A 26,967-nucleotide genomic window follows, 5' to 3' on the forward strand; every position below is an offset into this window, starting at 1 on the left:
GTTAGTTCCAAATTTGGAATTTATGTATATCGTAATAATAAGGATACACTTGTTGCATGGCAGTCTGTTGCCCCATCTTAGATGGTACAATCAGTTTCACATGCGCCCCATCACGTACATAATTCAAAGCGACCAACCAACCGGCAGGCACGGACGATCCATAATATGCAAGCATATATCCTTGTGTAAAAAGTCCGGCTATAGATGAAGAAGTAACCGTATATCTGAATTCATCCACAACTGTCGGATTATTCAAATTAGATGAAGTCACCGCCTTTTCTATCAATCCATATTCTTCATAACGCACCAAAACCAAATCATTCGGTTTAACTGTATCTGCAGGATTCGTCGAACCTTTATCCACAATCTGCATATACACCCCGCTTGCCAGCTGCACATACTCATTCCTGCTTACATCCGTTGTCGAATCTTGCGCATAGAATTCACTTTGAGAAATAACGACAATACTACTGTCTTTGATAAACGCTTTGATGGCATCTTTTTCTTCCTCAAGCATTTCGGCATAAGTTTTAGAATTATCGCATGCCTGGAAGGCTAAACAAACTGCAAGTAAGGCAAAAAAGAATAAAGTAAGTTTCTTCATTTCTGTTATTTAGTAATTTCGTACAAAAGTATCTGATTTCCTTGAAAGTTGAAAGCTGCAGATAGAAAGTTCGTAACTTTTAACCTTTACAACTGAACTTTTTTTATCCTTTGGCATTCAGCAGCGGTTTGTATTTCTCCAAAGCCTGCTCAAAGACCTTGCGGGCCTCATCCATCGTTCCATAAAATTCACCGCCGGAAGCATTCAAATGACCACCGCCGCCAAAGAACTCGGCAGCCAGCTGATTGCAAGGGAACGTACCGACCGAACGTAAAGAAATCTTTATCATCGGCTTCTCCGTATCTTCACGCAGGAAACAAGAGAAAATCACCCCTTTGATGCTCAAAGGAATGTTCACAAACCCTTCACTATCTCCACGCACATAGTCAAATTGGCTTTGTTCGGCTTTAGTCAAGGAAATTAAGGCTGCATGATAGTCCGGATAGACCTTCATTTGTGACAAGACATATCCCATCAGGCGCAGACGGCTTTCTGAATAAGTATTGAACACTCTGCGGTAAATCTCGTCCTTATCAATACCTTTCGACAACAGTTCGCTGATGATGAAATAGATTTCCCGATTATTGGAATTATAGGTGAACCCGCCGGTATCGGTCATCATGCCCGTATAGATACATTCCGCACCTTCCCTTGAAATGTCACTGAAATAGCCCATACGGCAAATCAGGCGGAAAACCAGTTCCGAAGTGGAAGATATCTCCGGATGGGAGATGATAATCTTGCAGAAATCCTCTGGATGGAGATGATGGTCTATCAGTATTTTTCTTGCCGGGGATGCAAGAACAGCGTCACCCATGGCATCTATACGATGGATAGCATTAAAATCCTGACAACAAATGACATCCGCCTCGGCAATCAGCTTGTCGGCAAACTCCTTGTAGCGGTCGTACAGAAGGATGTCCTTGCTCCCGGGCATCCATTTCAAGAAGTCGGGGAAAGCGTTCGGCACAATAACATTCGCCGTCTTTCCCTGCGAGCTGAAGAAGTGCCACAAGCCCAGAGAAGAGCCGATGGCGTCCCCGTCGGGGCCCACATGCGAAACGATTACTATCTTGTCTGCACGGTCAAACCATTTGGTGAAATGGTCTATCTTGGATTGTTCTATTACTTTGGTCAACATATATTTATTTACTATTTGACGATTGACTATTTACTATTTGGCATTTATAACAAATTGAAGGGGCAAAAGTACAAAAAGTTTGTGATTTATAACAATATGCGGTAAGAACCTTTTTGAGAAAGAAGAAGATAAGGAATACCTAAGCGAACGCAATCATTGGCAATCTTATTCTGATAATAGTCTGAAAGAGAAGCGTCAAGTACCACCATCCCTATGGAAAAGAGCGAAGTAAGTTCCTCTATCCCACCTTGATACCCCTTGGAAACATACAGATAATCAACTGAAAGGGGACGGGAAGAGTTCTTGTTTCTCCAACGGTTGTCGGAAAGAAGACAGATGCGCTTACCGGCGTAAGAGACAATCTGGTCGCGCATGGATAAGCCGGGAGTTGTATAATCTCCGGCAACCAGTCGGGGAGTCTCCAGACGCAGGCGATTCCAATGCGGAGAAAGGGCACGGCACAAACGCGGCATATCCGGCAAGCTATCGGCACATGCCAACCAAGAATGACAGTTGTCTGCCATACAATGGACAACGGGACAACCTCTCACACTATAAAAAGCAATCCCCTGCCGGGGAGCATTGGACATGATGGAAAGGGAATGCCAGGAAACCACTGCCAACAATGCCAGCAACGCAAAGCAGACTCTACGTACCGTAAGGCGTAGAAAGCCATAATATGCCATCCCCAAGAACAGATAGACGAGCAAAACGCCCCATATATCCAACCAAATATTATCGACAGCAGCGCCGGGAAGATGCTCTATCCAGCGAAGCACTTCATTCTGGACATGTACCAATGCCTCTACTACCCTTGCAAACAGATGTTGTACAAAAGGCAGCAGCGTAAGCATCAACAGAAAGACCGCCGAATACAGAACGAGTGACACCATGGGAATTACCCAAAGATTAGTCAACAGAAAATGAGTGGAAAAACGGGAGAAATAGACAATGACCAAAGGGGCCGTACCCAGCTGAGCTGCCACAGACACTGTCATAAGTCCCCACAAATATCGCAGGAAACAATTGTCAACCTTCCAAAGGGCATACAACTTAGGCTGTACAAGTACAATAGCTGTAACCGCCGAGAATGACAACTGAAAACCGACATCAAACAACCAGGCCGGCTTGCACAGCAGCATCAGGAAAGCAGTTGCCGCCAGCGTATTCAGAGTCAGCGGCTTTTCCGGCTGCAAACCGGCAAACGCCAACAAAGAGAACATGACAACCGACCGCACCACCGAGGAGGACAATCCCGTGAAAAAAGCAAAACTCACCAAGAAAAGGACCAGAAGCAAAAGCAACAAAGGTTTCAACCGCCGCCATCGCCTCCACAAAGGACGAAGCACAAACAAGAGCAAAGCATACAGAAAACCTATGTGCAATCCCGAAAGTGCCAGTACATGGCTGGCTCCCGAAACGGAGTAGGTCTCCACAATATCATCACTCAGTTCCTCTTTATCCCCCACTGTCAACGCAGCAAGTACCGCCAATTCATCAGTTTCAAAACCCAAACTCCGGTATAAGCCAATCACTTTCTCCCTATAATCCAGTGCCACCTGGCTGACAGTGCGAGAGGCATCATGCCCCGTCTTCCGCCAATGTCCGTCAGCCACGTAAGCCGTGCCGCTATAGCCTTTCCGCCTCAGGTAGCGGGCATAGTCAAACTCGTCGGGATTACCATTGTTTGCCGGAGGAACAAGCCGGGTAGATACCAGCAACTCATCACCACGACGCAAAGTGGCCGTAGCAGAATCTTTCGGGAAATAAGCCAGAAAAAGATGATTCCGGGGACAACCCGTAACTGTATCCTGCTCTACCTCTCCCAGCAGGGCAACCCTGCACAATATGCTGCGCTCCCTCTCTTCTGGATGCTCGCGGATACAAACCCTATAAACAGCAGTTTTGCCCGAAAAGGGAAATGCCGTCTTTCCCTGCTGCCAACTCATCAAGCAGAACCCCGTACCACCCAAGAAAAGGTATACCGCCGCTCCATACACCCATCCGGTATGCTTGTATCTACCTATAATAAAAAGAAAAAGCAGAAAACCTGCCACATACTCCCATGCAGAAAGCACGTGTGGAAACGCATCTCCACACAAAATACCAACTACCAACGGCATCAACAGTCGAAGGAAAGGATGCCGTTGCCAGCTGTCGATTATCAATCCAGAAGACGGATTACAGATTCCTTAATGCACGGATGGCCTCCTTCGGATCGGGAGCCGAGAAAACGGCATTGCCTGCCACCAGTACATCTGCTCCAGCTTCTACCAGACGCGAACCAGTTTCCAAGTTTACGCCACCGTCCACTTCTATCAAGGCCTGCGAACCGGTAACCGTAATCAATTCACGCAACTCGCGCACTTTATCAAGAGAATGCTCTATGAACTTTTGTCCGCCGAAGCCAGGATTTACGCTCATGATCAGCACCATGTATACATCATTAATAATATCCTTCAACAAGGACACGGGAGTTGCCGGATTAATCGTTACTGCCGGCTGCATCCCTGCTTCGCGAATTTGCTGCACCACGCGGTGCAGATGCGGACAAGCCTCATAATGCACATTCATGACATGGGCTCCCAGAGCCTTCACCTCCGGAATAAACTTCTCCGGCTGTACAATCATCAGATGCACATCCAAAGGTTTCTGCGACAGTTTTGCCACATACTTCAGTACCGGGAATCCGAAAGAAATATTGGGGACAAACACACCGTCCATGATGTCGATATGTACCCACTCTGCCTCACTTTCGTTAATCATTTCAATGTCCCGTGCCAGATAACCGAAATCGGCAGAGAGAATAGAAGGGGATATGATTGGTTTCATAATGCTGTATTCTAAAGTTTACGAACTTTGTGATGTACAAATATAGATAAAAGATTTAAGTCGGCCTAACATTGGAAGTCAAAACTCTCACTGCAAACTTACTGCATACCTTTTGCAGCGTCACTGCAAACGTGTTACAGTACTACTGCAAAGCAGTTGCAGTCACACTGCATATTAGTTGCAGTGACGCTGCAAAACAAATGCAGTAGTTTTGCAGTAGGAAGTTGATGAATGACAATCAGTTATTTCATCACACATTCTTCCGTCAACCGGAAGCCGCGCAGCAGTTCATCCGTCTTCAGTCTCTTCTTGCCCGGAAGCTGGAGGGAGCGGATGCCGACAAAGCCATCTTCGGCAGCAACGCGGATATAGTTTTTCCCGTCTGTCTGCAAGGTTCCGGGAGCCAGTTGATGGGATTCCCCTATCTTCTCCGTCTCGAAGATTTTTACTACAATAGATTCTCCACTGGGCTGGACCAACTCCGTCCAAGCGGCAGGATAGGGAGAAAGGCCGCGTACAAAATCGTAAATACGCTTCACCGGACGGTTCCAGTCAATACGACAAGTATCTTTGAAGATTTTCGGTGCCGGACGCAGTTCACCCACTACGGCCATTTCTTCTTGAGGAATACTTTTCACCGTACCGGCAAGAATGGCATCAACAGTCTCTACCACCAGGCGACCGCCCAACAGCATCAGTTTGTCGTGAACGATACCCACATTGTCCGTATCGGCAATGGGTATCCGTACCTGCTGAATAACCTCACCGGTATCAATCTCATGTTTCAGGAAGAAAGTGGTGATGCCCGTTTCCGTATCACCATTAATCACCGCCCAGTTGATGGGGGCTGCGCCGCGATACTGCGGAAGCAGGGAAGCATGCAGGTTGAAGGTGCCCAATCGCGGCATGTTCCATACTACCTCCGGCAACATGCGGAAAGCAACGACTATCTGCAAATCGGCCTTCCATGCACGCAACGCCTCCACAAAAACCTCATCCTTCAACTTCTCCGGCTGAAGAAGCGGAAGATTATGTTCCAGTGCATACTGTTTCACCGGAGAGAATTGGAGCTTATGCCCCCGTCCGGCAGGCTTGTCCGGCATCGTAATGACACCCACCACATTGTAACCTCCTTCTACCAGACAACGAAGAGCCTCCACCGCAAAATCGGGAGTACCCATATATACAATCCTCAAATTCTTCTTTTCCACCATTTCATTTACAATTTACTCCATTTACTATTTACCATGTACAATTTGCGAGGCTACTCATGTACTATTTACCATGTACAATGTACACAGCACTCCGAATGGCAAATTGTACATTGTAAATGGTAAATTGTACATGTCCTCAGTCCTCTGAAAAATGTACCAACACTTCACGATACGAGTTGAATATCTTCGACTTGGACACGAATCCCAAGTATTTGTTTTCCGCATCCACCACCGGCAGATTCCACGCCTTCGTATCATCAAAGGTACGCATCACCTGCTCCATACTGTCCGTATCATACAGACGTGCCGGAGCCGAAGTCATCAGTTTTCCCACTGTAAAGCGATGATATAACTCCTGACGGAACATAATGTTCCGGATATCGTCCAACAAAACAATGCCAATCAGTACTCCTTCCTTATCGGCCACGGGAAAGACATTACGATGCGAAGCAGAAATGGCCTTTACCAGTTCACCCAAATCCATTTCGGGATGCACGGTCACAAAATCCTTTTCCACCACATTCTCCATCTTCATCAGGGTAAGGATGGCCTTGTCCTTATGGTGCGTCAGCAACTCTCCTTTCTTTGCCAAACGCATGGAGTAAATACTGTGAGGTTCGAACATGATAATGGTAAGATAAGAGCTGACGGAAACAATCATCAGCGGCAGGAACAAGTCGTATCCTCCCGTAAGTTCGGCAATGAGAAACACGCCGGTCAGCGGAGCATGCATGACCCCACTCATAACCCCCGCCATTCCCAGTAAGGCAAAATTCTTTTCGGGCAGATAAGCCGTCATCTCTATTTCATTGCTGAAATGTGAAAAGACAAAACCGGCAATACACCCCAAATACAATGAAGGTGCGAAGATACCGCCGCAACCGCCACCGCCATTCGTGGCACTCGAGGCAAAAACCTTGAACAGAATAATCAGTATGAGGTATATCAGCAACAGATTGCCGTGCCCGTAGAAGAAGGAATTATTCATCACCGTGTCCCATTCGGCATTACTCACTCCATTCAGCAATAATTCTATCGTATCGTAACCTTCGCCATACAACGGTGGGAAAAGGAATATCAGGATACTCAGCATGGCACCGCCCATTATCAGCTTCTTATAGGGAGTTCTCAACCTTCCGAACACGCCTTCCACAGAGTTCATGGCGCGGGTGAAATAAAGGGAAACCAATCCACAGAAGATGCCCAACATAATGACATACGGAATACGCTCCAATTCGAAAGCTTGGTCCAAATGGAATTTGAACATGGCGTCCGTACCCGTCACGATATAGGAAACAGTTGCAGCCGTCACCGCGGATATCAGCAACGGCAACAAGGAAGACATTGTCAAATCTATCATCAGTACCTCCAGCGTAAATACCAGACCGGCAATTGGTGCCTTGAAAATGCCTGCAACCGCACCAGCAGCACCACATCCCACCAACAGCATCAGCGTACGATGCTCCATCTTGAATATATTTCCCAGATTAGAACCGATAGCCGAACCCGTCAACACAATAGGCGCCTCCGCCCCGACCGAACCACCGAAACCGATGGTAATGGAACTGGCTATGATGGACGACCAAGTGTTATGTCGTTTGATACGTCCCTGTCGCCGCGAGATGGCATACAAGATTTTCGTAACACCATGACTGATGTCGTCCTTCACCACGTAACGGACAAACAGTCCGGTCAGGAAGATACCCACTACCGGATAAACCAGATAAAGATAGTTGGCCTCCGTCGCATTGAAATTGTCCGTCAGGAAGTTCTGTATCCAGTGTATGATGCCTTTCAGTATCAGTGCGGCGAACGCCGTAAAAATACCCACAAGAAAACTGAGAATCAGTATGAATTGCTTCTCCTTGATATTCTTTTCGCGCCAAATGATGAAGCGCTGCAACAAACTCCTCTTATCCTCTGCCATTTTTTCCTTTTATTCGCGAATAATCTTGATGACTCCGCCCTTGCCCAACTTAATGATGCTGGACGGTTTCGGGCGTCCCGTTTCCTCTTGGCGGTATCCTACTATATAATCTACCGCAGACTTGATGTCTTCACTTATTTCACTGAAGTTGCCGGGAGACGGTTGCCCGCTGACATTGGCAGAAGTAGAGACTATCGCCTTACGGAACTGCTGGCAAAGCCGCTTTGAAAATGCCTCACTGGTGACGCGGATACCCACACTACCATCTTCAGCAAGCAAATTAGGAGCCAGATTACGCGCTCCGGAATAAATTATGGTAAGAGGCTTGTCAGCCAGTTCTATCAAATCCCAGGCAACCTCTGGAACATCCTGCACATAGAAATCCACCTTTACCGGGGAATCTACCAATACCAGCATCGCCTTACTGTCAGAGCGTCGCTTGATTTCATATACACGGCGCACCGCTTCTTCATTGGTAGCGTCACAACCTATGCCCCAAATCGTATCTGTCGGATACAAAATTACCCCGCCTTCGCTCATCACCTGGCAGGCTTTTTTAATGTCTTCTATCATTTCTTGATATATAAGTTCACGGATTAACATGCAAAAATAGTATTTTTGCAGCGATTATAAATAAAGTTTAAGAGAAAACAATGGAAGAAATTCAATTTAACCACACCCTGCCCATACAACTACGCTTCAATGACGTCGACAAATTCGGCCATGTAAACAACACTGTTTACTTTTCTTTTTATGATTTAGGAAAAACGGAATATTTCGCTTCCGTATGCCCGGATGTAGATTGGGAAAAGGATGGCATCGTTGTCGTCCATATTGAAGCAAATTTCCTTGCGCAGATTTATGGTTCGGACCATATTGCCGTGCAAACTGCCGTTACTGAAATAGGAACCAAGAGTTTCCATCTGGCACAGCGTGTCATCGATACGGAAACCCAAGAAGTAAAATGCGTTTGTACTTCCGTCATGGTAGCCTTCGACCTCGCCAAACACGAATCCAAACCACTGGAAGAAGAGTGGATTGAAGCAATCTGCAAATATGAGGGAAAAGATTTGAAGAAAAAGAAATAAAATCCTATATTTGTCAATTAAGCTAACATTTGTATAAGTAACAATCTGTTACATTTAGTCAACTGCTATGATTCGATTGATATTATTGACCGATTTTACAGAGTCCTTTTCGTACAATCTGCTAAAGGGGGTATTGGCCTATTCCAAAAGCCATGAGCCATGGGTAGTATGCCGTATGCCACCCTCCTACAAAAACAGTCATGGTATAGAAGGAGTCTTAAAATGGGCAAAGACATGGCATGCAGATGCAATCATCGGCAGATTTGACAATGATGACAATGTGGAGCTATTCCGTGAAAACGGAATTATCGCGTTGGCCCAGGATTATAAATCAAGGTTCAGCAATATTCCAAACATCACCGGCGATTACCGCAAGACCGGCAGAATGGCAGCAGAGTTTTTTCTGAGTAAAGGCTTTCAGAACTTCGCATTCTACGGTTATCGCGATACGGTATGGTCACAAGAACGTTGCGAGGGTTTCTATGAATGTATAGCAGCCCAAGGGTTTGGAAACAATTTCTATTCTTATCAAGATCAATCACTTGATGACTTATGGTTTTATGAGGCACCACCTCTGCTCAATTGGTTAAAGTCATTGCCGCAACCTACGGCACTCATGGCTTGCGATGACAATCAAGGTAACCGCATTACGGAAATCTGTAAAGTCAACAACATCAGAGTGCCCGACAAGATAGCAATATTAGGAGTCGACAATGATGAGATTATATGCAATCTTTCAGACCCTCCCCTATCCAGTATCAGCCAAAACATTGTAAGAGGCGGATTTGAGGCAGCCGCCCTCATAGAACATCTATTGAATGATGAGGAGGCCACTTATCGGGACGTAGTGCTCCAACCAGTTAATATCATCAACCGGCTTTCGACCGACTTCTATTCTACCACCGATGCCCATATCCAAACCGCTCTGAAATATATCCATCAGAATATAACGGCTGATATCACTGTATCGGATATAGTGAAACAAGTACCATTATCACGCCGTTTATTGGAGATTCGTTTCAAGCAAGTCACCCAGCAGTCCATCCACAAATATATCTTCAACCTTAGGATGGAACGCTTTGCCCAATTGCTGTTGGCCAGTGATGCTCCGATTGCAGATGTGGCGGAACAAGTCGGAATAAATAACCTGAAGAACTTGTCCCGCCAATTCAAAGCTTTGAAGAAAGTTTCCCCCAATGAATATCGGAAAGAGTACCAGACAAAGAGTTACCAGCGCTGATTTAATCCGGTACAAACAACATGGTATCAAGTAACACGGTTTCCAGAACATTCCGTCCCGAATACCCGACTTCCAATTCCTGGCCCATGTAATCTTCGAAATACAGCAGGTGCAACTCGTGGTACCCTGCTTCGAGAGCGACTTTCCCTTCGGCACGGCGTCCGCTGTGTCCGCCGTCGTTATCAACAATCAATTTACCGTCTATGTATAGTTTAGAACCATCATCGGAAAAAGTATAGAAACGGTATACTCCCCTTTCTGGAATTTTCACCAACGTACGGAAATCATAAGCAAAATGATCAGGGACGGCTGCTTCTTCAATCGAGAAGTTCTTCATCACCCCTTCCTTCACTTTATTGCAGGCGGCAATATCGGCAACACGCTTACATTTGCCTTCATAATAGGTATATGCCACGCCCTGCTTCTTGGGAGAAGTTCCCGTAGCCGGCAAATAAGCCATACTCTGCTCTTCATCCGAATTCAGACCTGAAGGGTAATAGTAGGCAGCCTCCCTTCCCGAAGGAGTAGAAATCCATGTATCAAATTTGAATTGGTCTTCGTACAGTTCAATGATACGGGCTCCTCTCGTCAACTCTCCATACGCATCCGCACCGGTCACCCGTCCGTATCCCAATGCAATACCTTTATCTATTCCTATAAAATCGTTATCATGGTCATGTCCTACAAATACTCCCATTACATCCCTCATGTCAAGGAAGGAAGCAAACATACCGGAATTGATATTAGCAGAGGCAACTCCACCTTCTTTGTCATTGCCATAAGTTTTCCCGTCACCTCTGATTTCGTTGTATTCAATCAGCGGAATATGGAAGAAGGCCAAAGCAGGAACGGGATTACCACCGTTCTTCTCTGCAAAGTGTTTACTTTGCTTTCTGTACCATTCTATTTGGTCGAAATGAATCCACTCGTAAGCACCATAGATTTTATTAGGCTGATAGTCGTTGGAATCCATGCAATAGAGCAATGCCTCTACCTGGTCCTTCTTCTCCGGACTATAAACAGGAATCACACAATTACCACATCCCATAATATCTTCAGGGCCTTTTGCCCCCACATAGTAGGGAGACTTCAAGAGGAAATCATAGATTTCATTGCGCGTCAAGTATTCTGCATCATGGTTTCCCATCATCACCACAAAAGGCATCTTGGCCTCATTGAAAATATCCACTACACTTTTCCATCCATCCATAGCAGGGTCATCGGTCACCACATCCCCACTCAGTATAGCAATGTCCGGATGTTCGGCTGCCAGGACAGCACGGATAGCAGCTGCCGTTTCGGCACACTTTGCAGAACCCGGCATCCAGTGCAAATCTGTAAACTGTGCTACTACAAACTTGCCATCCTTAAAAAAGAATTGCTTCTGCGCAAAAGCCGTTACCGGCATACAGCCCAACAGTACAACTAAAAGAACAACTATTTTCTTCATAATTTCTTGAGATTAATATATTTCTATTTCATCTATTGCCAACTCACTCTGCAACCCTTCATGAAAATATCCTTTCGGGCACAAGCCACCACTCAATAATTCCAAGCGGACAAATGCAGCTTCCGTTTCGGCAAATGAAAGAGATACCGGAAAACGGGTGCCTTCCGTCAAGGTAAAATCATAAGTCAGCCGTTTAGTGCCCACCGGAATAAAAGTCTGACCATCCATTGACACAGAGACCCCCATCGCTCTTGCCGGCCATATCCCATTTACCGGCCTCCATAAAGAAGAAAAGGCAACTTCCTTGACTTTTTGAGGTTTCTTCAGTTCCACTACAATCTGTACAGTATCCTGGTAGAAGCTAATCCAGCGACGCATGTCGCGGGCATAGCCACGTCGTCCATCAGTCAGTCCGAAGCCTTTATTCAAGTGCTCCCATCCTGCTTCAGGATTACAAGTATAGTCACATCCGGTTGCCTTGTTTACAGCAAAACTCTTGCAGGTCACTTTTCCTAGCGGCTTACCGTCTCTGTAAACTGCCGAATAAACAGTTGCATCCTCGTCCAACGGTATCGGAGTCTCATAAAGGGAAGATGAAGTGTTGACCGTTGAATCATTTACCGCATAGTAAATATCGGCATCCGGACAGAAGGTGTTCAAAGTCACCTCATAAGTCTGCTGCGACTTGTTCCACGCACCAGTCTGATTGACTTCATAGAAGTTGCGGCAAGCATTCACTCCGCAATAATCCAATCGTTCAAACTCCTTATCCAGCCTACGGGCAAACGACTCGAAGTCCTTATGTTCCGGCTGTGTCCATTGCACCTCTGACATAGCCAGCAAACGAGGGAAAGCCATATATTCAAAATACTCGGGAGTCTGTATGTACTCTCCCCAGATATTGGCTTGTACACCTATTATATAAGCTTGTTCTTCCGGAGTCAGTTCAGCAGGAAGCGGGTTATAATTGTACACCGTATCCAGCGGAAGAAAACCGCCGATAGCCAACGGGGCAAATTCCGGACTTTCCTGGTAGTAATCCAAATAACACTTTTTGCCGGGTGTCATAATGACTTTATGCCGTTGGTGAGCCGCTTCGATACCTCCTTTTTCGCCACGCCATGACATGACGGTAGCATTAGGAGCAAGCCCTCCTTCCAGAATCTCATCCCACCCGATGATGTCACGCCCTTTACTGTTCACAAATTGCTCAATCCGATGGATAAACCAACTTTGCAGAGCTTCTTCGTTGGGCAGACCTTCCCGCTTCATCAAATGCTGGCAATGGGCACACTTCTTCCATGCTTTCTTGGGGCACTCATCTCCACCAATGTGGATATAATGGCTGGGGAAGAGTTCCATAACTTCGGTCAGCACATTTTGTAAGAATTCAAATGTATGCTCTTTGGGACAATAGACCTCATCAAAAACATCAAAATAATCACGCACCACATAAGTCTTTCCCAGTCCGCAAGAAAGTTCCGGATAGGAAGCCAGTGCTGCGGATGCATGTCCCGGCATTTCTATTTCGGGAATGACCGTAATGAAACGGTCGGATGCATACTTCACAATTTCCTTTATTTCTTCCTGCGTATAATAACCTCTCTTTTCTTTTCCATCGTAACGCCGTGGAAAATAATAATCAGAGTGTCCTATCTGAGTCTGTTTACGATAAGAACCTATTTCAGTCAGTTTCGGGTATTTCTTTATTTCTATTCTCCATCCTTGGTCATCTGTCAGATGAAAATGGAATTTATTCAATTTATAGAATGCCATCAAATCAAGAAACTTCAGCACTTCCTCTTTTGGCAGAAAATTACGTCCTACATCCATCATAGCCCCACGATGAGGAAAACGGGGAGCATCCGTAATGCTGACAGCAGGAATCCTAATCTTTCCTTCGTATTTCCGGTCACCATCATAAATGGCTGCCGGCATGAGTTGCAGCAAAGACTGGACACCATAAAAAAATCCTGCGGCAGTTTCATTGGAAGATATATTTATCCTATCGGAAGAAACCTCCAATGTATAGGCCTCATCGGGCAAGGAATTATCTATGGATAAGCAAATATCGGCCTTTCCCGTTTCCGAAATACCCTTCAACGTTACAGAAGTGTTTTTCAACGCATCCTCCAAATAATGAAAAACTTTCATCGCGGCTTCCCCGGAAGGGACAGCCACTGTTTTTTCCCCTTGCAGGACATACACTCCCTGCATTGGAGCAAGTTCATTCGGCATGGGTATAATACCATAGTTTGTCGCTACATCATCAGCCACTCTCCCACAAGAGAGAAAAATGAATAACATAGCCAGTAACCAATATCTTATCTTCATAGTATTTGGGATAATAAGTTGGGATATTCCTTGATTGTCTTCAATATCAGTTCACCGAACAAAGTATTTGTCCAGGCAAACCAGGAACGAGTAAAGTCCGCGGCATCCTCCGAATGGAAAGACTCATGCATAAAGCCCGTCCCTCCGTCCGTATCACGAAGTTGCTTCAGACAAGCACGTATTTCTTCGGAATCATCCGTTGTAAAAGCCTTCATAATGATGCTCATCGGCCAGATATAATTCAATCCCACATGAGGACCTCCTACCCCTTCGCCGGCTTTTCCTTTAAAGAAATAAGGATTATTGTCACTCCATATCATTTTGCGGGTACTCTGGTAAATCGCATCTTTAAAAGAACAATAACCCAGATAAGGCGCAGCCAGCAAACTGGGTACATTGGCATCGTCCATACAAAGCGCGTTACCAAAACCGTCGACCTCAAAAGCATAAATACGTCCACAAACCGGATGATTGAAAGTACCATACCTGCGGATAGCTGCATCCACTTCATCTGCCAGTGCTATACATTTGCCAGAGAAGTCCTTGTTTCCATAAACTTTATCCTCTATCTCGGCCAATTGGCGCAATGACACAACTGCAAACATATTAGAAGGAATCAGAAAACCGTATTGTGTAGCATCATCTGACGGACGGAAAGAAGAAACGATTAAGCCGACCGGCTTTACCGGTGCTCCCCATCCGTTGTTAATCTGCGAATCTGTAGGGCGGTCGCAATCGCGCGTAAAGCTATAAGGTCCTAAGCCTTGTTTCCTCTGTTGCTCTTTAAAGGTCTTGACCACCAGCAGCATCGCTTTATGCCAATTTTCATCGAACACAGACGTGTCTTCCGTGTATTGCCAATAATGATAGGCCAAACGAATGGGATAGCACAAAGAATCTATCTCCCATTTGCGTTCATGCAGTTCCTTAACCATATGTTGTGTATGGTCGGTTTCCCAATAGCTGCCCAACGGCCCGTCGTTGAAGGCATTGGCATACGGGTCTATCAAGATACATTCAGTCTGTCTGTTGACAAGTCCTGCCACCATCAGCTGCAAGTCCCTATCTTTCTTCATCAACGGCAGATAGGGCCATACTTGCGCTGAAGAGTCGCGCAGCCACATGGCATCTATATCACCTGTAATGACGAAAGTATCCGGTCTGCCATTCTTCACTCTATATCTGACAGTAGTGTCAAGCGTATTGGGAAAACAGTTCTCGAACATCCAGCGCAACTTCTCGTCCTTTATTTTAGGCTTTGCTTCTTCAATGGCAGCATCTACTGCCTTCGAAATGAAGCTCCTTTTGCTTGCAGAAGGACGCAACGAAACATATCTCTGGCTCAAAGTCCCGGATGAAGATAATACGGAAGCGGGCTGAAAGGTCATTGCAGCCAAGGCAAGCCCGCCAGTCTTCAGAAATTGGCGTCTTGACATATTGTTTTTCATGATTGATGTCTTCTTTAATAGGTATGCTTACCGGATGTCACATTTATCTTTTTCTCTTTTCCACCATAGAGTACACACAGTTCAAAATCGATATTGGAATCTACTGTAATACGAGGTTCATCACTTGCCGAACGGCGTGCCTCAGCTTTTAAGGAAATAAGCCCTTCGGGACCAAAAGGATAACGTTCTATGCCGTTAGTCTCCGTCAAATTCATATCCCAGATAATCTGCTTTTTGGCATAATCTCCCCGAATACCGATAATAAATTCTATCAATTCGGCAATAGGAGGAAGTCCTGCCCAACCTACAAAATTATCCCTTGCCATAAATCCCGGCTCAGCACTTTCCGGAGCATAATATTCCCAAAAAGTTCCAGTCTTCTTATAGACCTCAAACACTTGAGCATAATGATTCAAACAAATCTCCCGTGCCAGTTTACCATAACCTTTCTGCACAAGTCCCTGCATCACCATGTAATTAGTTCCCGGCCATACGCCACCCTGCCAATAACGGCCATTCTCCTTGTATTTGGGATTATCGGCAGACAAAGAAGGAATACGGTGTTTCCGGTTGAATGTGGCAGGATTATCCAATTCCTTCACCATACGGTCCAACTGTACAGAATCCAATACATCAGTAAACAGAGCCCAATAGGCACCTATTCCCTTGGTTGTACAGAGAGTACCGTCAGCATATTGGTCATAAAGGAAACCGGTCTTTTCATCCCAAAGATTGTCATGGATATATTTTCCCAGCATTTTGGCTTCGTCTTCAAACTCTTCTATCTCTTGCCAACGTTCCAGATAAAAGCCCATCTCAAGTAGTAAATTGGCAGTAAATAATTGCTGTAGGTTTGTATCCAACCAAATCATATGCCCGTGACTGTAGATAGGGCTGTATTCCGACGGAACACGGGGCATATTATCCATGCCGGTTCCCCATCCGCTTGACCAGTAGGTTCCATTTCTCCAAGTATGGTTCAATTTCAACCACTTATAATAAGCACAAAGTACCGGAAATATCTTGTGCAGGCGTTCTGTATCACCAAACTGATGGAAATAGACCATCTCACACCAAGGCATCAAATTCGGTCCGGTACTCACCGGATCATAGCGTTCAAAGCAATCGGCACCATCTGCCTTTATTTCACGGCAAATGAAACCGTCGGGATGCTGCTTGGCGTAAAAGTTGTTCAGCGTATTCTGGAAAGGAAAGAAACGGGTACCATAGCGGGCAAACATCAGAATGAAAGAGGAATCCCACATAAAGATATTACCATTATAAGCTGTATCCAAATAGCTTGAGACAAAACCCGAGCCTGCTTGAGGAGCACGAATATTACCGATAGCTATTTCCCATGCCTTCCAATACATTTCAAGTTCCTTGTCATGTCCACCCCAAATGGGATTGGGAAGAATCTGCCGGGCTTCTTCGAAGCTTTTCGGCACAATCGTCTCAGGTTTTGCCACACGATATTCGTTTTCAGTGACCAACGGTTCCTTTACATACGTATTTTTATAAGGCAAATGATACTTTTCATCATTGCCACAGCTCTGAGCTTTCAGCAAAGGGAGAGTGGAAAAAGAAAGTAATCCTAGCAATAAAATGTGTTTCAACATAGGGAATAGTTATTTTTTAATTACAAATTGAGCAGTTTTTTTATCTTGTCAAAGATAGCAGTATTTTCAAAAATCCCTGTAAACTCCTCTGCACCGGGACCAAAAGCATACACTGGTACCATTACACCACTATGACCGCCAGTAGAGAACTTACATACGATTCTGCCTTCTGCCAAATCTCCATCAACCAACGTAAGTCCACCGGTCTCATGGTCTGCAGTAACTACTACCAATGTTTCTCCATCCTTGGCAGCCCATTCATAAATGGCACCGATAGTACGGTCAAAGTCATGTGTTTCCTGCATCAGCAAATCAATGTCGTTGAAGTGTCCGTAGTCGTCCAGCTGCGACCCTTCTATCATCATAAAGAAGCCGTTTTTATTTTGGTCCAGCAATTCGATGCCTTTCAATGAAGCACGTGCCAAAAGGTCGCCACGTTCAGCAGGAAGAGGAGTATCGACGGGATAAGGTACGGCAAATACCTTACCACTCTTTATGCCAGCCAATTCATCCCAACTACGAGGAGTCTGAAATCCTTTGTCACGTAGTTCCTTAAACAAATTGCGTCCATCTTCACGATTTTCGAAAAGCTTGGCACCTCCACCGAATACATAATCGGCACTGCAATTAACGTAATCTGCTACGATTTCAGCTTCCGCATCCCTATCCTTGTTGTGGCAACAGAAGTCAGCAGGAGTGGCATCCCACAGACGGCAGGTCACCGCTATACCGGTAGATTTACCTTTAGCAGCAGCCAGGTCTACCAATGATTTCAAAGGACGTCCTTCGGTATCTACACCCACAGAATGATAGTTGGTCTTCTGCCCCGTAGCTATGGCTGTTCCACCCGCTCCCGAGTCTGTAATCAACTTGTTGGCACAATAGGTTTTAGACAAGCCTACTACCTGGCAATTATCCAAAAACAACTTGCCTCGATTGGCTGTCCAAGCAGAATATACGTGCATAAGGCTCATGCCATCACCAATCATCAAGATGACATTCTTTACCTTCTTGCCTTGGGGAGGGGTAATCTTTGTCACCTCATAGGGTTGTTCTAAGACATAGGTCTGTTCTTTATCACGGCGGCTTTGTGCCGATAACTCTACCGGCAGTAGCAGGACTGCCAAGAGTGTTATGATACATATTCTTGTTATCTTATTCATAATAATCATTTTATTATTCAACCGTTACTAAGATAGGAGCATGGTCGGAGAGGAAAGCATTATTCTCTGTTTCAGCCAACACACCATACCTCAAAACTTTCAGTCCATTACGTACAAATACGTAATCAATCAGCGGACGTTTATCGTAAGGAATCCTTCCGAAATCATGGAAACTCCATGCCGGACCATAAACAATTGCCGATGCCTGACGCGCGTCTGTCAAGTGTTCCGGGTTGGAAGGGTCAGTCACGTGTTTGATGACATCCGATTCCGGACTAGCATTAAAGTCGCCCGTTACTACTACGGGTAAGTTACCACTCAACTCATTTACTTTATCCAGCATAAGGCTTATGCCTTCACGACGTGCAGCAACACCTACATGATCCAAGTGGGTATTCAACGCGAAGAGCTCCTTACCACTTACTTTATCTTGCAGTTTTGCCCATGAAGCGATACGTTCACAAGCTCCATCCCAGCCCTTGGAACCGGCAACTTCAGGAGTCTCGCTCAACCAGAAATAACCGGAATCCAGCAAGTTGAAACGTTCTTTCTTATACCAGAGTGCACTATATTCACCCTTTTCCTTTCCGTCTTCACGGCCTACACCGATGACTCCATATTCCGGCAAACGTTGTTTAAGGTCTTCCAACTGATTATGAAGTACTTCTTGCGTACCCAATATGTCGACATCATAAAAGCGAATGGCGTTGGCCGCACGCTCCTTGCGATACTCCCAATTATCCAGACTGTCTTCCGGATTGTCATAACGAATATTGAAACTCATGACATTAACGGGCTCTGGTGCAGATGCCTGCTGCTTCACCTGTCCGCATGATGCAGCGAACAAAGGTAAAAATAACAAAAATAACTTTCTCATAGCATATATATTAAACTATTATTTCACAAATAAAGCCAATGCAGGAATGGGTACCAACTTCTCGGCAGAAGGCAGTTTCCAAGCCCAGCTTAAATGCTCACCTTCATAATCTTCAAAGTAATAGAGCTTGTAAGGATGAAAACCTTTCTTCAGTGCAACCATTCCGGTAGCAGGAATTGCAGCATGGGAACCATCATTGTTGACTACCTGCTCACCGTGAATGTATAAAACACTGCCATCATCCGAACGGGTCTGGAAAGTATAGACTCCATCTTCGGGAACATTTATCAATCCAGAAAAGATATAACCGAAATGATCCTCCTGCTTAGCACCCTTAATAGAAGGTTCGGGCATGACACCAGACTCCAGCAACGGTGACTTCTCTACATCAGCCACTTTCTGGTAAGTGCCTTCAAAGTACTTATAAGATGTACCATTCTGAGTAGGATTTACAGAAAGAGCAGCCTTCAATTCAGCTTTCGTTGCCAATATGGATAATGTTCTGCTTGAGCGGAGACCTTCCTTGAATCCTTTGGCTTTTATTAAAGTGGTCTTGTCCAGTTCAAAAGGCTGCTCGTACAATGCCGACTGCTCTGTGGGCTCGCTGCCATCCAATGTATATCTGATTTCGGCATCCTTGGTTGTTGTGGCCAATGCAACCGTTACCTTATCCATAAACAAGTTCAAATCCTTATCCACATAGGGAATGGAAACGACTTCATCTTTAGTATAGGAATAAGGGGATGCTTCAGAGGAAACACCTCTCTCCATATTCGGCTTGTCAGACAAAGTAAAACGAAGTTCTCCACCTTCCATCAACTGTGCATAAGTAATGAAATTTACATCTATCGGTTGACCGTTCAATTCTACTTTTGTGATATAGACATTCTTCTTTGGATTGTTGGCAAGGATGGTCAAAGTCTTTCCATTTGCCAGATTGACAACCGCTTTCTCAAATAGAGGAGTAGTCAGTGCAAACTCATTGCTTCCTGGACAAACTGAATAAATACCCAAGCTGGATAATATATACCAACCAGACATCTGTCCACAATCTTCATTACCAATGATTCCTTCAGGCGTAGGAGCGTACATTTCATGGAGCAGACGACGTGTTATTTCTTGCGTCTTCCAAGGCTGTCCTACGTAATCGTACAGATAGGCGATATGATGGCTCGGCTCATTGCCATGAACATACTGACCTATCAGTCCGGTAATATCCACTAAATCGCCATGTATATCCGACTCTACAGTAAAGATAGAATCGAGTGCAGTAAAAAACTCTTCCTTACCACCAAACAGTTGTGCCATACCGCTTACATCGTGAGGTACAAAGAAGCGATACTGCCAGGCTGTGGCTTCCGTATAGGCACGACCTACCTCAATAGGATTGAAGGGAGTTTCCCAGTTCCCATCCATCCGCTTGGGGCGGAAGAATTTTGTATTACCATCAAAAACATTGATATAGTTCTGGGAACGTTGAATATACTTTTGATAAATATCATCCTTACCCATTTCCTGAGCCATACGTGCAATACACCAGTCATCATAGGCAAACTCCAGCAAACAAGAGATGGACTCTTTCTTTATATTAGAAGGAATAAAGCCATTCTGAATATAGTAATCGGCTCCCTTTTTGTTCTTTTCAGAAGAAACTACCATAGCTTCCAACGCCTTTTCCGCGTCAAATCCTCTAATACCCTTCATATAAGCATCTGCTATAACGGACACTGCATGATAACCAATCATAGTTCCCGTCTCTCCGGCAGAAAGCGGCCAGATAGGAAGTTCACCCGAAGATTCGTAAATGTCCAAAAAGGAATTTATCATATTATTGACCAAAGTTGTATCAATCAAAGTCATCAACGGATTCCATGCACGGAAAGTATCCCAAAGCGAAAATGTAGAATATTGCACTTTACCTTTTGGCAGTTGCCCAACCTCCATATTATGACGGCGGTACTCACCATTGACATCACTCACGACATTGGGTACAACCATAGAATGATACATGGCTGTATAGAAATTCTTCAAGTCGTCCGTATTGCCGCCTTCTACCGTAATAGCAGAGAGAGCTTGTTCCCAAGCGGAACGGGCAGCACTACGCACGGCATCAAAATCGAAACCTATCACCTCGGTTTCCAAATTCTCACGTGCATTCTTTTCACTGACAATGGATAATCCAACTTTGGCTATAACCGGCTCTCCATTACTATTATCGAAGGACAAGCAAGCCTGCAAATCGGTACCGATCAACTTAACTCCTGCAGAAACCATCTTTTTATTCTGTATAAAGTCTATGGCCTGAAAAGGTTTCGAGAACTGGGCTACAAAATAAACGTACTGATTGTCCGTCCATCCCCTGGTTCTGCGCATACCTGTTATTTCGTTGGCGGCAGTCTGTTCAAGTTCAGCCTCATAAATATATTCGTTATCAAGCAAATGAGTCAAATCTATAATAATAGATGCTTCTTTGCCGGAAGGAAACGTATAGCGGTGCATACCGGCGTGTGCCGTTACCGTCAATTCAGCTTTTATTCCTTCTTCTTTCAGAACAACCGAATAATATCCGGCAGAAGCATCTTCGTCTTTATGGGAAAAAGCCGCCGGCTGGTAAATGTTTTCCGTAGTCAAATCCGGTTTCAGCGTAGTAGGACGAAACAGTATATCCCCAAGATCAATGCATCCGGTCCCACTTAAATGTGTGTGTGAAAAACCTTTTAGAGTCGTATCATCATAATGATACCCTGAACAAGCATCCCAGTTTCCGGCACGCGTGTCAGGACTTAACTGTACCGCCCCGAACGGAACGGTTGCCCCCGGATAAGTATGCCCATGAAAGCCGGTACCGATAAAAGGGTCTACATAGTCTACGGGAGATAGTTCACCGGACGTACAAGAACAGCAAGCCCCAAAAGCAGCAGCTGCACATATAAGAGTTTTTAATTTCATCAGACTGTATATTTGAAGAGCGCTGCAGACTGTCGGGAATGCCGTCTCTCCGTATATTAAAATGATTTTATGAATAGCCTTTGCAAATGAAAGAAAAAGAAGAAATATCTGCAAGGATCAATACCCGAAAATACCAACCCCTGCAGATTAGACCAATGGCAATGAGGTCTATCTATATTTCCAACTTCCTATAAAGGAGATTAATTATAACCCGGATTCTGTTTCAACTGACCATTAGAATTCACAATCTGTTGGTACGGATAAGGGAAAACCATACGGTAGTCCTCATAAACTTTAGATGCTTTACGGAATGCTTCATAAGTATCAATCCTGAAATTCGACTCCGGATTAGAACGTTCTTCATAAATACGTACACGAGGAAGTGCATTCAGCTCTTTCTTTGCTAACGCCTTGATTTCAGCATTGGAAGAACGATGCCAACGTTTCAAATCAAACAAGTGATCAGTAAATTCAAAAGCCAACTCACAACGACGTTCATGATACAATTGTGTCATGGTAGCTGGCGCCGGGGTATCCAAATCCCGTCCACAAGCACGTTTGTGAATACGGTTCAAATCAGTCCATGCCTTATCAGCCTGATTAGTCATCAAGTAAGCTTCCGCACGGAACAACAACATCTCGGCAAAACGGATGACCGGGAAATTAATCCGTGCCGTTGGCCAGTCACCGTTGCTATTAATGTAACCGGTAGTGGGGTCCTTGTGTTTGAATGGATCCATATATTTGTTGATCATGAATCCTGCTTCTATATCAGAAGAGGAATAGAAACGGCGAGTCTCTCCAAAGAATTGGAATTCCTGATTGTATTCCAAAATAGAACGAATCAGGCGAGCATTTCCTTCACCGTCCTTGCGCATCTCCTCATAAATATCATAAGAAGGCTTGTTCTGTCCCCAGCCATTATACATTCCCCATCCCTTGTTCTCTAAGACAACGCCGGGAAATTCGGAACCGCCTCCATTGGAACCTCCATTACCGGGAATGGCCCAAATGTATTCTTCATTATAGAAATCGGCAAACTCCGAAGAGAACACTTCATCCAAAGAGCCTGCCAAGTTGCGGCGGTAGGTAGATTCCAAATCATTGACCATGGCAATCACATCTTTCCACTTTTCAGGTTCCCAAGTAGCCCAATAGGCATAAACCTTGGCTTTAAAAGCCACAGCAGCGGCATCATGTGCACGCCCGATATTATCCGCATCATAGTCTTCCAAACGAGGCAAGCGTTCTATAGCCCAGTCCATGTCTTCAATAATCATCCTATAGTTGTCTTCCACTGACTTCTGCTGAGGTGGAATAGAATAATCATAGTCACCTTCAAAATCTTCATAGCGAACAAAAGGCACTCCTTGCTCGGGCAATCCATAACGATAGGCCATCAAAAAGTGTGCCCATCCACGAGTAAAGTAAGCCTCACCCAAGCTTCGTGTTTCTACGGGTGTAAGAGCTGTTTTTTTCTCCTTATCCAATAAACTTTTTATTACCCAATTGGAACGCGCCATCACTTTATAGAGCGTTTCAAAAATACCATTTAACGGAGTAGAGCTGGAAGCATCATTTTTAAAAAGAGCCAAGTCGGTATAGTCACGAGTACGCCCCCATACCACATCGCAAGCAGCTCCCTGCTCCCAAAAAAGTTCACGTCCATAAAGAGCCTCCTGATGGAAGCGTTCGTACAATCCGTCAACGGCATCAATGGCTTGTTGATCGTTCAAGAAATAGGCATTTATAGTAGCATTTCCTTCAGGCTGCACATCTAGAAAATCACTACAAGAGCTTGTCAATAGTGCAGCCGACATAGCTAAAAACAATATATTTTTTTTCATAATCATTTCTATCTTTACGTTATTAATAAGTCAGTTTCACACCTACCGACAATACACGCGATACCGGGTATTTCAAAGCATCCCATCCACCGCATTCAGGATCCATGCCTGAATATCCAGTAAACGTAACCAGATTCTCACCGCTAAAGTAAACAGAAAGACGGCTATTACGTTCGTTCAAATGAGACCATTTGCGGAATACATCGCTCAAATCATAAGATACGGTCAAGTTTTTGAACCGCAAATAGGATGAGTTTTCCAAGAAATAGTCAGATGGACGGGTGAAGTTTTTATTATCATCCAGCTTAGAAAGACGGGGAATATCCGATCCTTTATTTGTAGGACTCCAAGCATTCAATATTTCAGCAGAACGATTGAAACTACCTTCCACATCGCTCAACAACATGGATTTACCTACATAAAGCGCTTGTGCACCGCCTACACCTTGGAACATGGCACTGATAGAAAGTTTCTTCCATGTAACGCCCAAAGTGAAGGCGAAAGTTGTTTTAGGCATGGCATTACCCATATACTGACGGTCCTCATCACTAATTTCTCCATCACCATTATAATCCACGAATTTCAAATCACCAGCTTGAGCTCCCGGTTGTATCGGTTTCCCATCCTTATTCTTATAATTGGCTGCCTCTTCATCGCTTTGGAAAATACCGTCAGTTTTAATCAGATAGAAAGAGTTCAACGGTTTTCCTTCTGCAGATTGAATCATGTAAGGTAAATTACGGAAAGTCTTGTCACTTGTCCACACCCCCGAAGTACCGTCAGCATTTTTCACACCTATGTCCGAAACCCAGTTCTTCAAATAAGAGAAATTGCCCGATACAAAATATGAAAGGTTTTTATTGATTTTATCACTCCAATTGACAGAAACTTCAAAACCACGATTACGTACCTCACCCAAGTTTATAAGCTGACGTTTCACACCGATAGTCTGTGGCCATCCCGTAGTACGTGTCTGGATAAGATTGAATGTCCGCTTATCAAAATAATCCATTGACAATGACAGACGGTTATTAAACATCTCCACATCAAGTCCCAAGTCTGTCTGTTCTGAAGTTTCCCAAGTCAAATCAACATTCAAGGCATCCGTCGGAATAAAAACAATATTGCCCCACACCGTATTCGAAGCAACACCATACTGAGCTTGTTCATTCCAACTAGTCTTATCAAGTACCGGTGATTTATAAGCTATAGGTACAGAACTGATGTTACCGATACGTCCCCAAGAGGCACGCACCTTCAGTAAACTGATTAAGTCACTTTTCTTGAAGAACGATTCATTCGAAATCTTCCATCCCAAAGTAAAAGCAGGAAAATCACCATAATTATTCTCCTTGGGCAGACGACCGGCATAATCACGACGGAAAGAAGCCGTGAGGAAATAACGGTCAGCATATGAATAAGCCAAACGACCAATCAAGGATACATTGGCATCGGGACCGGTCAAATAGTCAGTACCCTTCAAAGATTTGGCATAAGCCAAGTATTGTAGATAAGCAGATTCATCTGCAAGGTCAGTGCCAGTTACCTCCAGCCCACGCGTTTCACTATGATCAGCGGTAGTAGCTAAAAGCACACCTATTGTATGGTCACCGAAAGTATTATCATAGGTCAACGTATTCTCTGTCTTCCAAGCATCAGCACGATAAGTCGTTTCTTGCAAATTATTGCTGAGAACCGGCTTACCTACTTCATCACGAATAGGATTAAATTTCTTAAAGTGATTTGTACGCAGATTATAAGTAAAACGGCTGACAAACTTCAGACCCGGAATCACATTATCAATGTTCAAGCTGGTAGTACTCCACACATCACTCGTCTTGTCATAAACGTTTTCAGCTTCAAGCAAACGAACCGGATTCACCGCATCACCGTGAGCATCAGCAAAGTTACTTCCATACTTTTTGATATATTCAGGATCCTCAGTTGTGGTTCCGCCATAACTCCCATCTAGCGGATTGTAGACAGTAGCACTGGCAGGCATGTAAATTGCCGAGATAATAGGCCCCGTAAAAGCGTCATTATCCGTACTTTTGGTACGTGATGAAGTGTTTTGCCAAGTAAAGTCTTCACTGATACTCACCCATTTGTTCAGTTTCAATTTACTGTTGTAACGTAATGACAAATTCTTTTTGAAAGTATTAATCAGCACACCTTCATCATTATCATAAGCTAAAGACAAACGATGTGTAAAATTCTCGGTACCCACATTTAAAGCTACATTGTGACGCTGATAAAAAGCCGTGCGGAAAATCTCGTCCATCCAATCAGTGCGGGTAGTACCTATCCAAGGATTCTTGTTTATATCCCAACCATCAGGCAATGTAAGCCCTGCATTTGCATAAGACATTTTGCGCATTTCCAATTGCTGTTCAGCATTCAGTGGTTCTATCAGATTGGTGGCCTGACGAATGCCAAAAGTACCATCATAAGTCAGTGACGGTGCACCTTCTTTAGCCTTTTTAGTGGTAACCAACACGACACCACCTGCACCCGATTGTGCACCATAAATGGCAGCCGAAGCAGCATCCTTTAACACTACAATGCTCTCAATATCATTCATAGAAGCGATAGGAGCCCCCGGCACGCCGTCTACAACCCAAAGCACATTATCACCATCTTGTGAGCCTTGACCACGGATTACAATGGAAGGAGAGGAAGTGGGATCACCACCATCTGCCTGAATGGTAACACCCGGTAGCTGACCTTGCAACATACTCTCTGTAGAAGTTACCGGACGCGCAGCCAATTCCTCAGTATTACTTACTACTCCCACCGAAGCGGATAAGTCTTGTTTACGAGCACTAGCCCCGTAACCCAGAACCACAACTTCATCCAAGAGTTCAGTATCCTCTTTTAAAATCACAGTCAGTTCTTTCCCAGTCACCGGTACTTCTTGAGAGGTATAGCCCACAAAACTAATTACTAGCACACCATCCTTCGCAGCCGACAGAAGGAATTTTCCGTCAATGTCCGTAATCACTCCATTGGTCGTTCCTTTCACTAATACATTGGCACCAATCACAGGTTCGCCAGTCTGATCTTTTACTGTTCCTTTCACAGAAATCTGCTGTGCATAAGCACCTGCCGACAAGAACAGCCCCAACAATAGGGTCAGAATCGTTCGATAGATTCTAAGATTTACTTGTTTCATGCATTTAAAATTTAAAGTTTATAATATAGAAAATTATAATTCTGCCACAAAGGTCAGAAAGC

At 44.6% G+C, this 26,967-nt stretch carries 18 protein-coding genes; 2 read left to right on the forward strand and 16 right to left on the reverse strand.

What is annotated here, in order from left to right:
- Position 1: 1 nt before the first annotated feature.
- From H1A11_RS12215 to H1A11_RS12245, 7 genes are all read right to left on the reverse strand, one after another.
- Positions 2–604, reverse strand: a complete 603-nt coding sequence (locus H1A11_RS12215; RefSeq protein ID WP_117600851.1) for a DUF4827 domain-containing protein — start codon at positions 602–604, stop codon at positions 2–4.
- A 103-nt stretch (positions 605–707) separates the two neighbouring features.
- Positions 708–1,745, reverse strand: a complete 1,038-nt coding sequence (locus H1A11_RS12220; RefSeq protein ID WP_181757265.1) for a bifunctional oligoribonuclease/PAP phosphatase NrnA — start codon at positions 1,743–1,745, stop codon at positions 708–710.
- Positions 1,746–1,831: 86 nt separating this feature from the next.
- Entirely contained in the window at positions 1,832–3,868 is a 2,037-nt protein-coding gene (locus tag H1A11_RS12225; protein WP_181758092.1) for a ComEC/Rec2 family competence protein, read from the reverse strand.
- Between the two features lie 58 nt (positions 3,869–3,926).
- Positions 3,927–4,577 (reverse strand): ribulose-phosphate 3-epimerase, encoded by a 651-nt coding sequence (gene rpe, locus H1A11_RS12230; RefSeq protein WP_005830060.1) that lies wholly within the window; start codon positions 4,575–4,577, stop codon positions 3,927–3,929.
- Between the two features lie 242 nt (positions 4,578–4,819).
- On the reverse strand, positions 4,820–5,791 hold the full coding sequence (gene fmt, locus H1A11_RS12235) for a methionyl-tRNA formyltransferase (protein ID WP_181757266.1): 972 nt from the start codon (positions 5,789–5,791) through the stop codon (positions 4,820–4,822).
- Positions 5,792–5,927: 136 nt separating this feature from the next.
- The gene (locus H1A11_RS12240; RefSeq protein ID WP_138344958.1) at positions 5,928–7,718 is read right to left on the reverse strand and encodes a chloride channel protein; all 1,791 of its coding nucleotides are present in this window, start codon (positions 7,716–7,718) and stop codon (positions 5,928–5,930) included.
- A 9-nt stretch (positions 7,719–7,727) separates the two neighbouring features.
- On the reverse strand, positions 7,728–8,291 hold the full coding sequence (locus tag H1A11_RS12245) for an L-threonylcarbamoyladenylate synthase (RefSeq protein WP_117965256.1): 564 nt from the start codon (positions 8,289–8,291) through the stop codon (positions 7,728–7,730).
- An 80-nt stretch (positions 8,292–8,371) separates the two neighbouring features.
- Here H1A11_RS12245 and H1A11_RS12250 point away from each other — a divergent pair, with 80 nt between their 5' ends.
- Together H1A11_RS12250 and H1A11_RS12255 are read left to right on the forward strand one after the other, a co-directional pair.
- Positions 8,372–8,806, forward strand: a complete 435-nt coding sequence (locus H1A11_RS12250; RefSeq protein ID WP_117600845.1) for a thioesterase family protein — start codon at positions 8,372–8,374, stop codon at positions 8,804–8,806.
- Positions 8,807–8,873: 67 nt separating this feature from the next.
- Positions 8,874–10,046 carry a DNA-binding transcriptional regulator gene (locus tag H1A11_RS12255; protein ID WP_117965236.1) on the forward strand — a complete coding sequence of 391 codons (1,173 nt, stop codon included), beginning with the start codon at positions 8,874–8,876 and terminating at the stop codon, positions 10,044–10,046.
- Position 10,047: 1 nt separating this feature from the next.
- Here the strand turns inward: H1A11_RS12255 and H1A11_RS12260 are convergent, their stop codons facing one another.
- From H1A11_RS12260 to H1A11_RS12300, 9 genes are all read right to left on the reverse strand, one after another.
- Positions 10,048–11,496 (reverse strand): PA14 domain-containing protein, encoded by a 1,449-nt coding sequence (locus H1A11_RS12260; protein WP_181757267.1) that lies wholly within the window; start codon positions 11,494–11,496, stop codon positions 10,048–10,050.
- A 12-nt stretch (positions 11,497–11,508) separates the two neighbouring features.
- Complete coding sequence (locus H1A11_RS12265) at positions 11,509–13,830, reverse strand: glycoside hydrolase family 20 protein (protein WP_181757268.1); 2,322 nt, start codon at positions 13,828–13,830, stop codon at positions 11,509–11,511.
- A complete protein-coding gene (locus H1A11_RS12270; protein ID WP_117600841.1) occupies positions 13,827–15,278 on the reverse strand; it encodes a glycoside hydrolase family 125 protein in 1,452 nt (483 codons plus the stop codon). The genes H1A11_RS12265 and H1A11_RS12270 overlap by 4 nt, the downstream gene beginning before the upstream one ends.
- Before the next feature lie 14 nt (positions 15,279–15,292).
- Complete coding sequence (locus H1A11_RS12275; RefSeq protein WP_181757269.1) at positions 15,293–16,897, reverse strand: trehalase family glycosidase; 1,605 nt, start codon at positions 16,895–16,897, stop codon at positions 15,293–15,295.
- Positions 16,898–16,917: 20 nt separating this feature from the next.
- Positions 16,918–18,060, reverse strand: coding sequence for an alkaline phosphatase (locus tag H1A11_RS12280; RefSeq protein WP_181757270.1), 1,143 nt, complete (start codon positions 18,058–18,060; stop codon positions 16,918–16,920).
- Between the two features lie 13 nt (positions 18,061–18,073).
- Entirely contained in the window at positions 18,074–18,937 is an 864-nt protein-coding gene (locus H1A11_RS12285) for an endonuclease/exonuclease/phosphatase family protein (RefSeq protein WP_181757271.1), read from the reverse strand.
- 18 nt (positions 18,938–18,955) lie between these two features.
- Positions 18,956–21,886 (reverse strand): GH92 family glycosyl hydrolase, encoded by a 2,931-nt coding sequence (locus H1A11_RS12290; protein WP_117965226.1) that lies wholly within the window; start codon positions 21,884–21,886, stop codon positions 18,956–18,958.
- A 200-nt stretch (positions 21,887–22,086) separates the two neighbouring features.
- Positions 22,087–23,733: a RagB/SusD family nutrient uptake outer membrane protein gene (locus tag H1A11_RS12295; RefSeq protein WP_181757272.1), complete on the reverse strand. Its 1,647-nt coding sequence runs from the start codon at positions 23,731–23,733 to the stop codon at positions 22,087–22,089.
- 22 nt (positions 23,734–23,755) lie between these two features.
- Positions 23,756–26,905 carry a TonB-dependent receptor gene (locus H1A11_RS12300; RefSeq protein WP_181757273.1) on the reverse strand — a complete coding sequence of 1,050 codons (3,150 nt, stop codon included), beginning with the start codon at positions 26,903–26,905 and terminating at the stop codon, positions 23,756–23,758.
- Positions 26,906–26,967 lie beyond the last annotated feature (62 nt).

The organism is Bacteroides sp. CACC 737 (genome assembly GCF_013874375.1).
Classification (GTDB): Bacteria; Bacteroidota; Bacteroidia; order Bacteroidales; family Bacteroidaceae; genus Bacteroides; species Bacteroides uniformis.

Coding starts and splice junctions, on each gene's coding strand:
- H1A11_RS12215 (WP_117600851.1), bottom strand. CDS start 604: ATGAAGAAACTTACTTTATTCTTTTTTGCCTTACTTGCAGTTTGTTTA.
- H1A11_RS12220 (WP_181757265.1), bottom strand. CDS start 1,745: ATGTTGACCAAAGTAATAGAACAATCCAAGATAGACCATTTCACCAAA.
- H1A11_RS12225 (WP_181758092.1), bottom strand. CDS start 3,868: ATGCCGTTGGTAGTTGGTATTTTGTGTGGAGATGCGTTTCCACACGTG.
- rpe (WP_005830060.1), bottom strand. CDS start 4,577: ATGAAACCAATCATATCCCCTTCTATTCTCTCTGCCGATTTCGGTTAT.
- fmt (WP_181757266.1), bottom strand. CDS start 5,791: ATGGTGGAAAAGAAGAATTTGAGGATTGTATATATGGGTACTCCCGAT.
- H1A11_RS12240 (WP_138344958.1), bottom strand. CDS start 7,718: ATGGCAGAGGATAAGAGGAGTTTGTTGCAGCGCTTCATCATTTGGCGC.
- H1A11_RS12245 (WP_117965256.1), bottom strand. CDS start 8,291: ATGATAGAAGACATTAAAAAAGCCTGCCAGGTGATGAGCGAAGGCGGG.
- H1A11_RS12250 (WP_117600845.1), top strand. CDS start 8,372: ATGGAAGAAATTCAATTTAACCACACCCTGCCCATACAACTACGCTTC.
- H1A11_RS12255 (WP_117965236.1), top strand. CDS start 8,874: ATGATTCGATTGATATTATTGACCGATTTTACAGAGTCCTTTTCGTAC.
- H1A11_RS12260 (WP_181757267.1), bottom strand. CDS start 11,496: ATGAAGAAAATAGTTGTTCTTTTAGTTGTACTGTTGGGCTGTATGCCG.
- H1A11_RS12265 (WP_181757268.1), bottom strand. CDS start 13,830: ATGAAGATAAGATATTGGTTACTGGCTATGTTATTCATTTTTCTCTCT.
- H1A11_RS12270 (WP_117600841.1), bottom strand. CDS start 15,278: ATGAAAAACAATATGTCAAGACGCCAATTTCTGAAGACTGGCGGGCTT.
- H1A11_RS12275 (WP_181757269.1), bottom strand. CDS start 16,897: ATGTTGAAACACATTTTATTGCTAGGATTACTTTCTTTTTCCACTCTC.
- H1A11_RS12280 (WP_181757270.1), bottom strand. CDS start 18,060: ATGAATAAGATAACAAGAATATGTATCATAACACTCTTGGCAGTCCTG.
- H1A11_RS12285 (WP_181757271.1), bottom strand. CDS start 18,937: ATGAGAAAGTTATTTTTGTTATTTTTACCTTTGTTCGCTGCATCATGC.
- H1A11_RS12290 (WP_117965226.1), bottom strand. CDS start 21,886: ATGAAATTAAAAACTCTTATATGTGCAGCTGCTGCTTTTGGGGCTTGC.
- H1A11_RS12295 (WP_181757272.1), bottom strand. CDS start 23,733: ATGAAAAAAAATATATTGTTTTTAGCTATGTCGGCTGCACTATTGACA.
- H1A11_RS12300 (WP_181757273.1), bottom strand. CDS start 26,905: ATGAAACAAGTAAATCTTAGAATCTATCGAACGATTCTGACCCTATTG.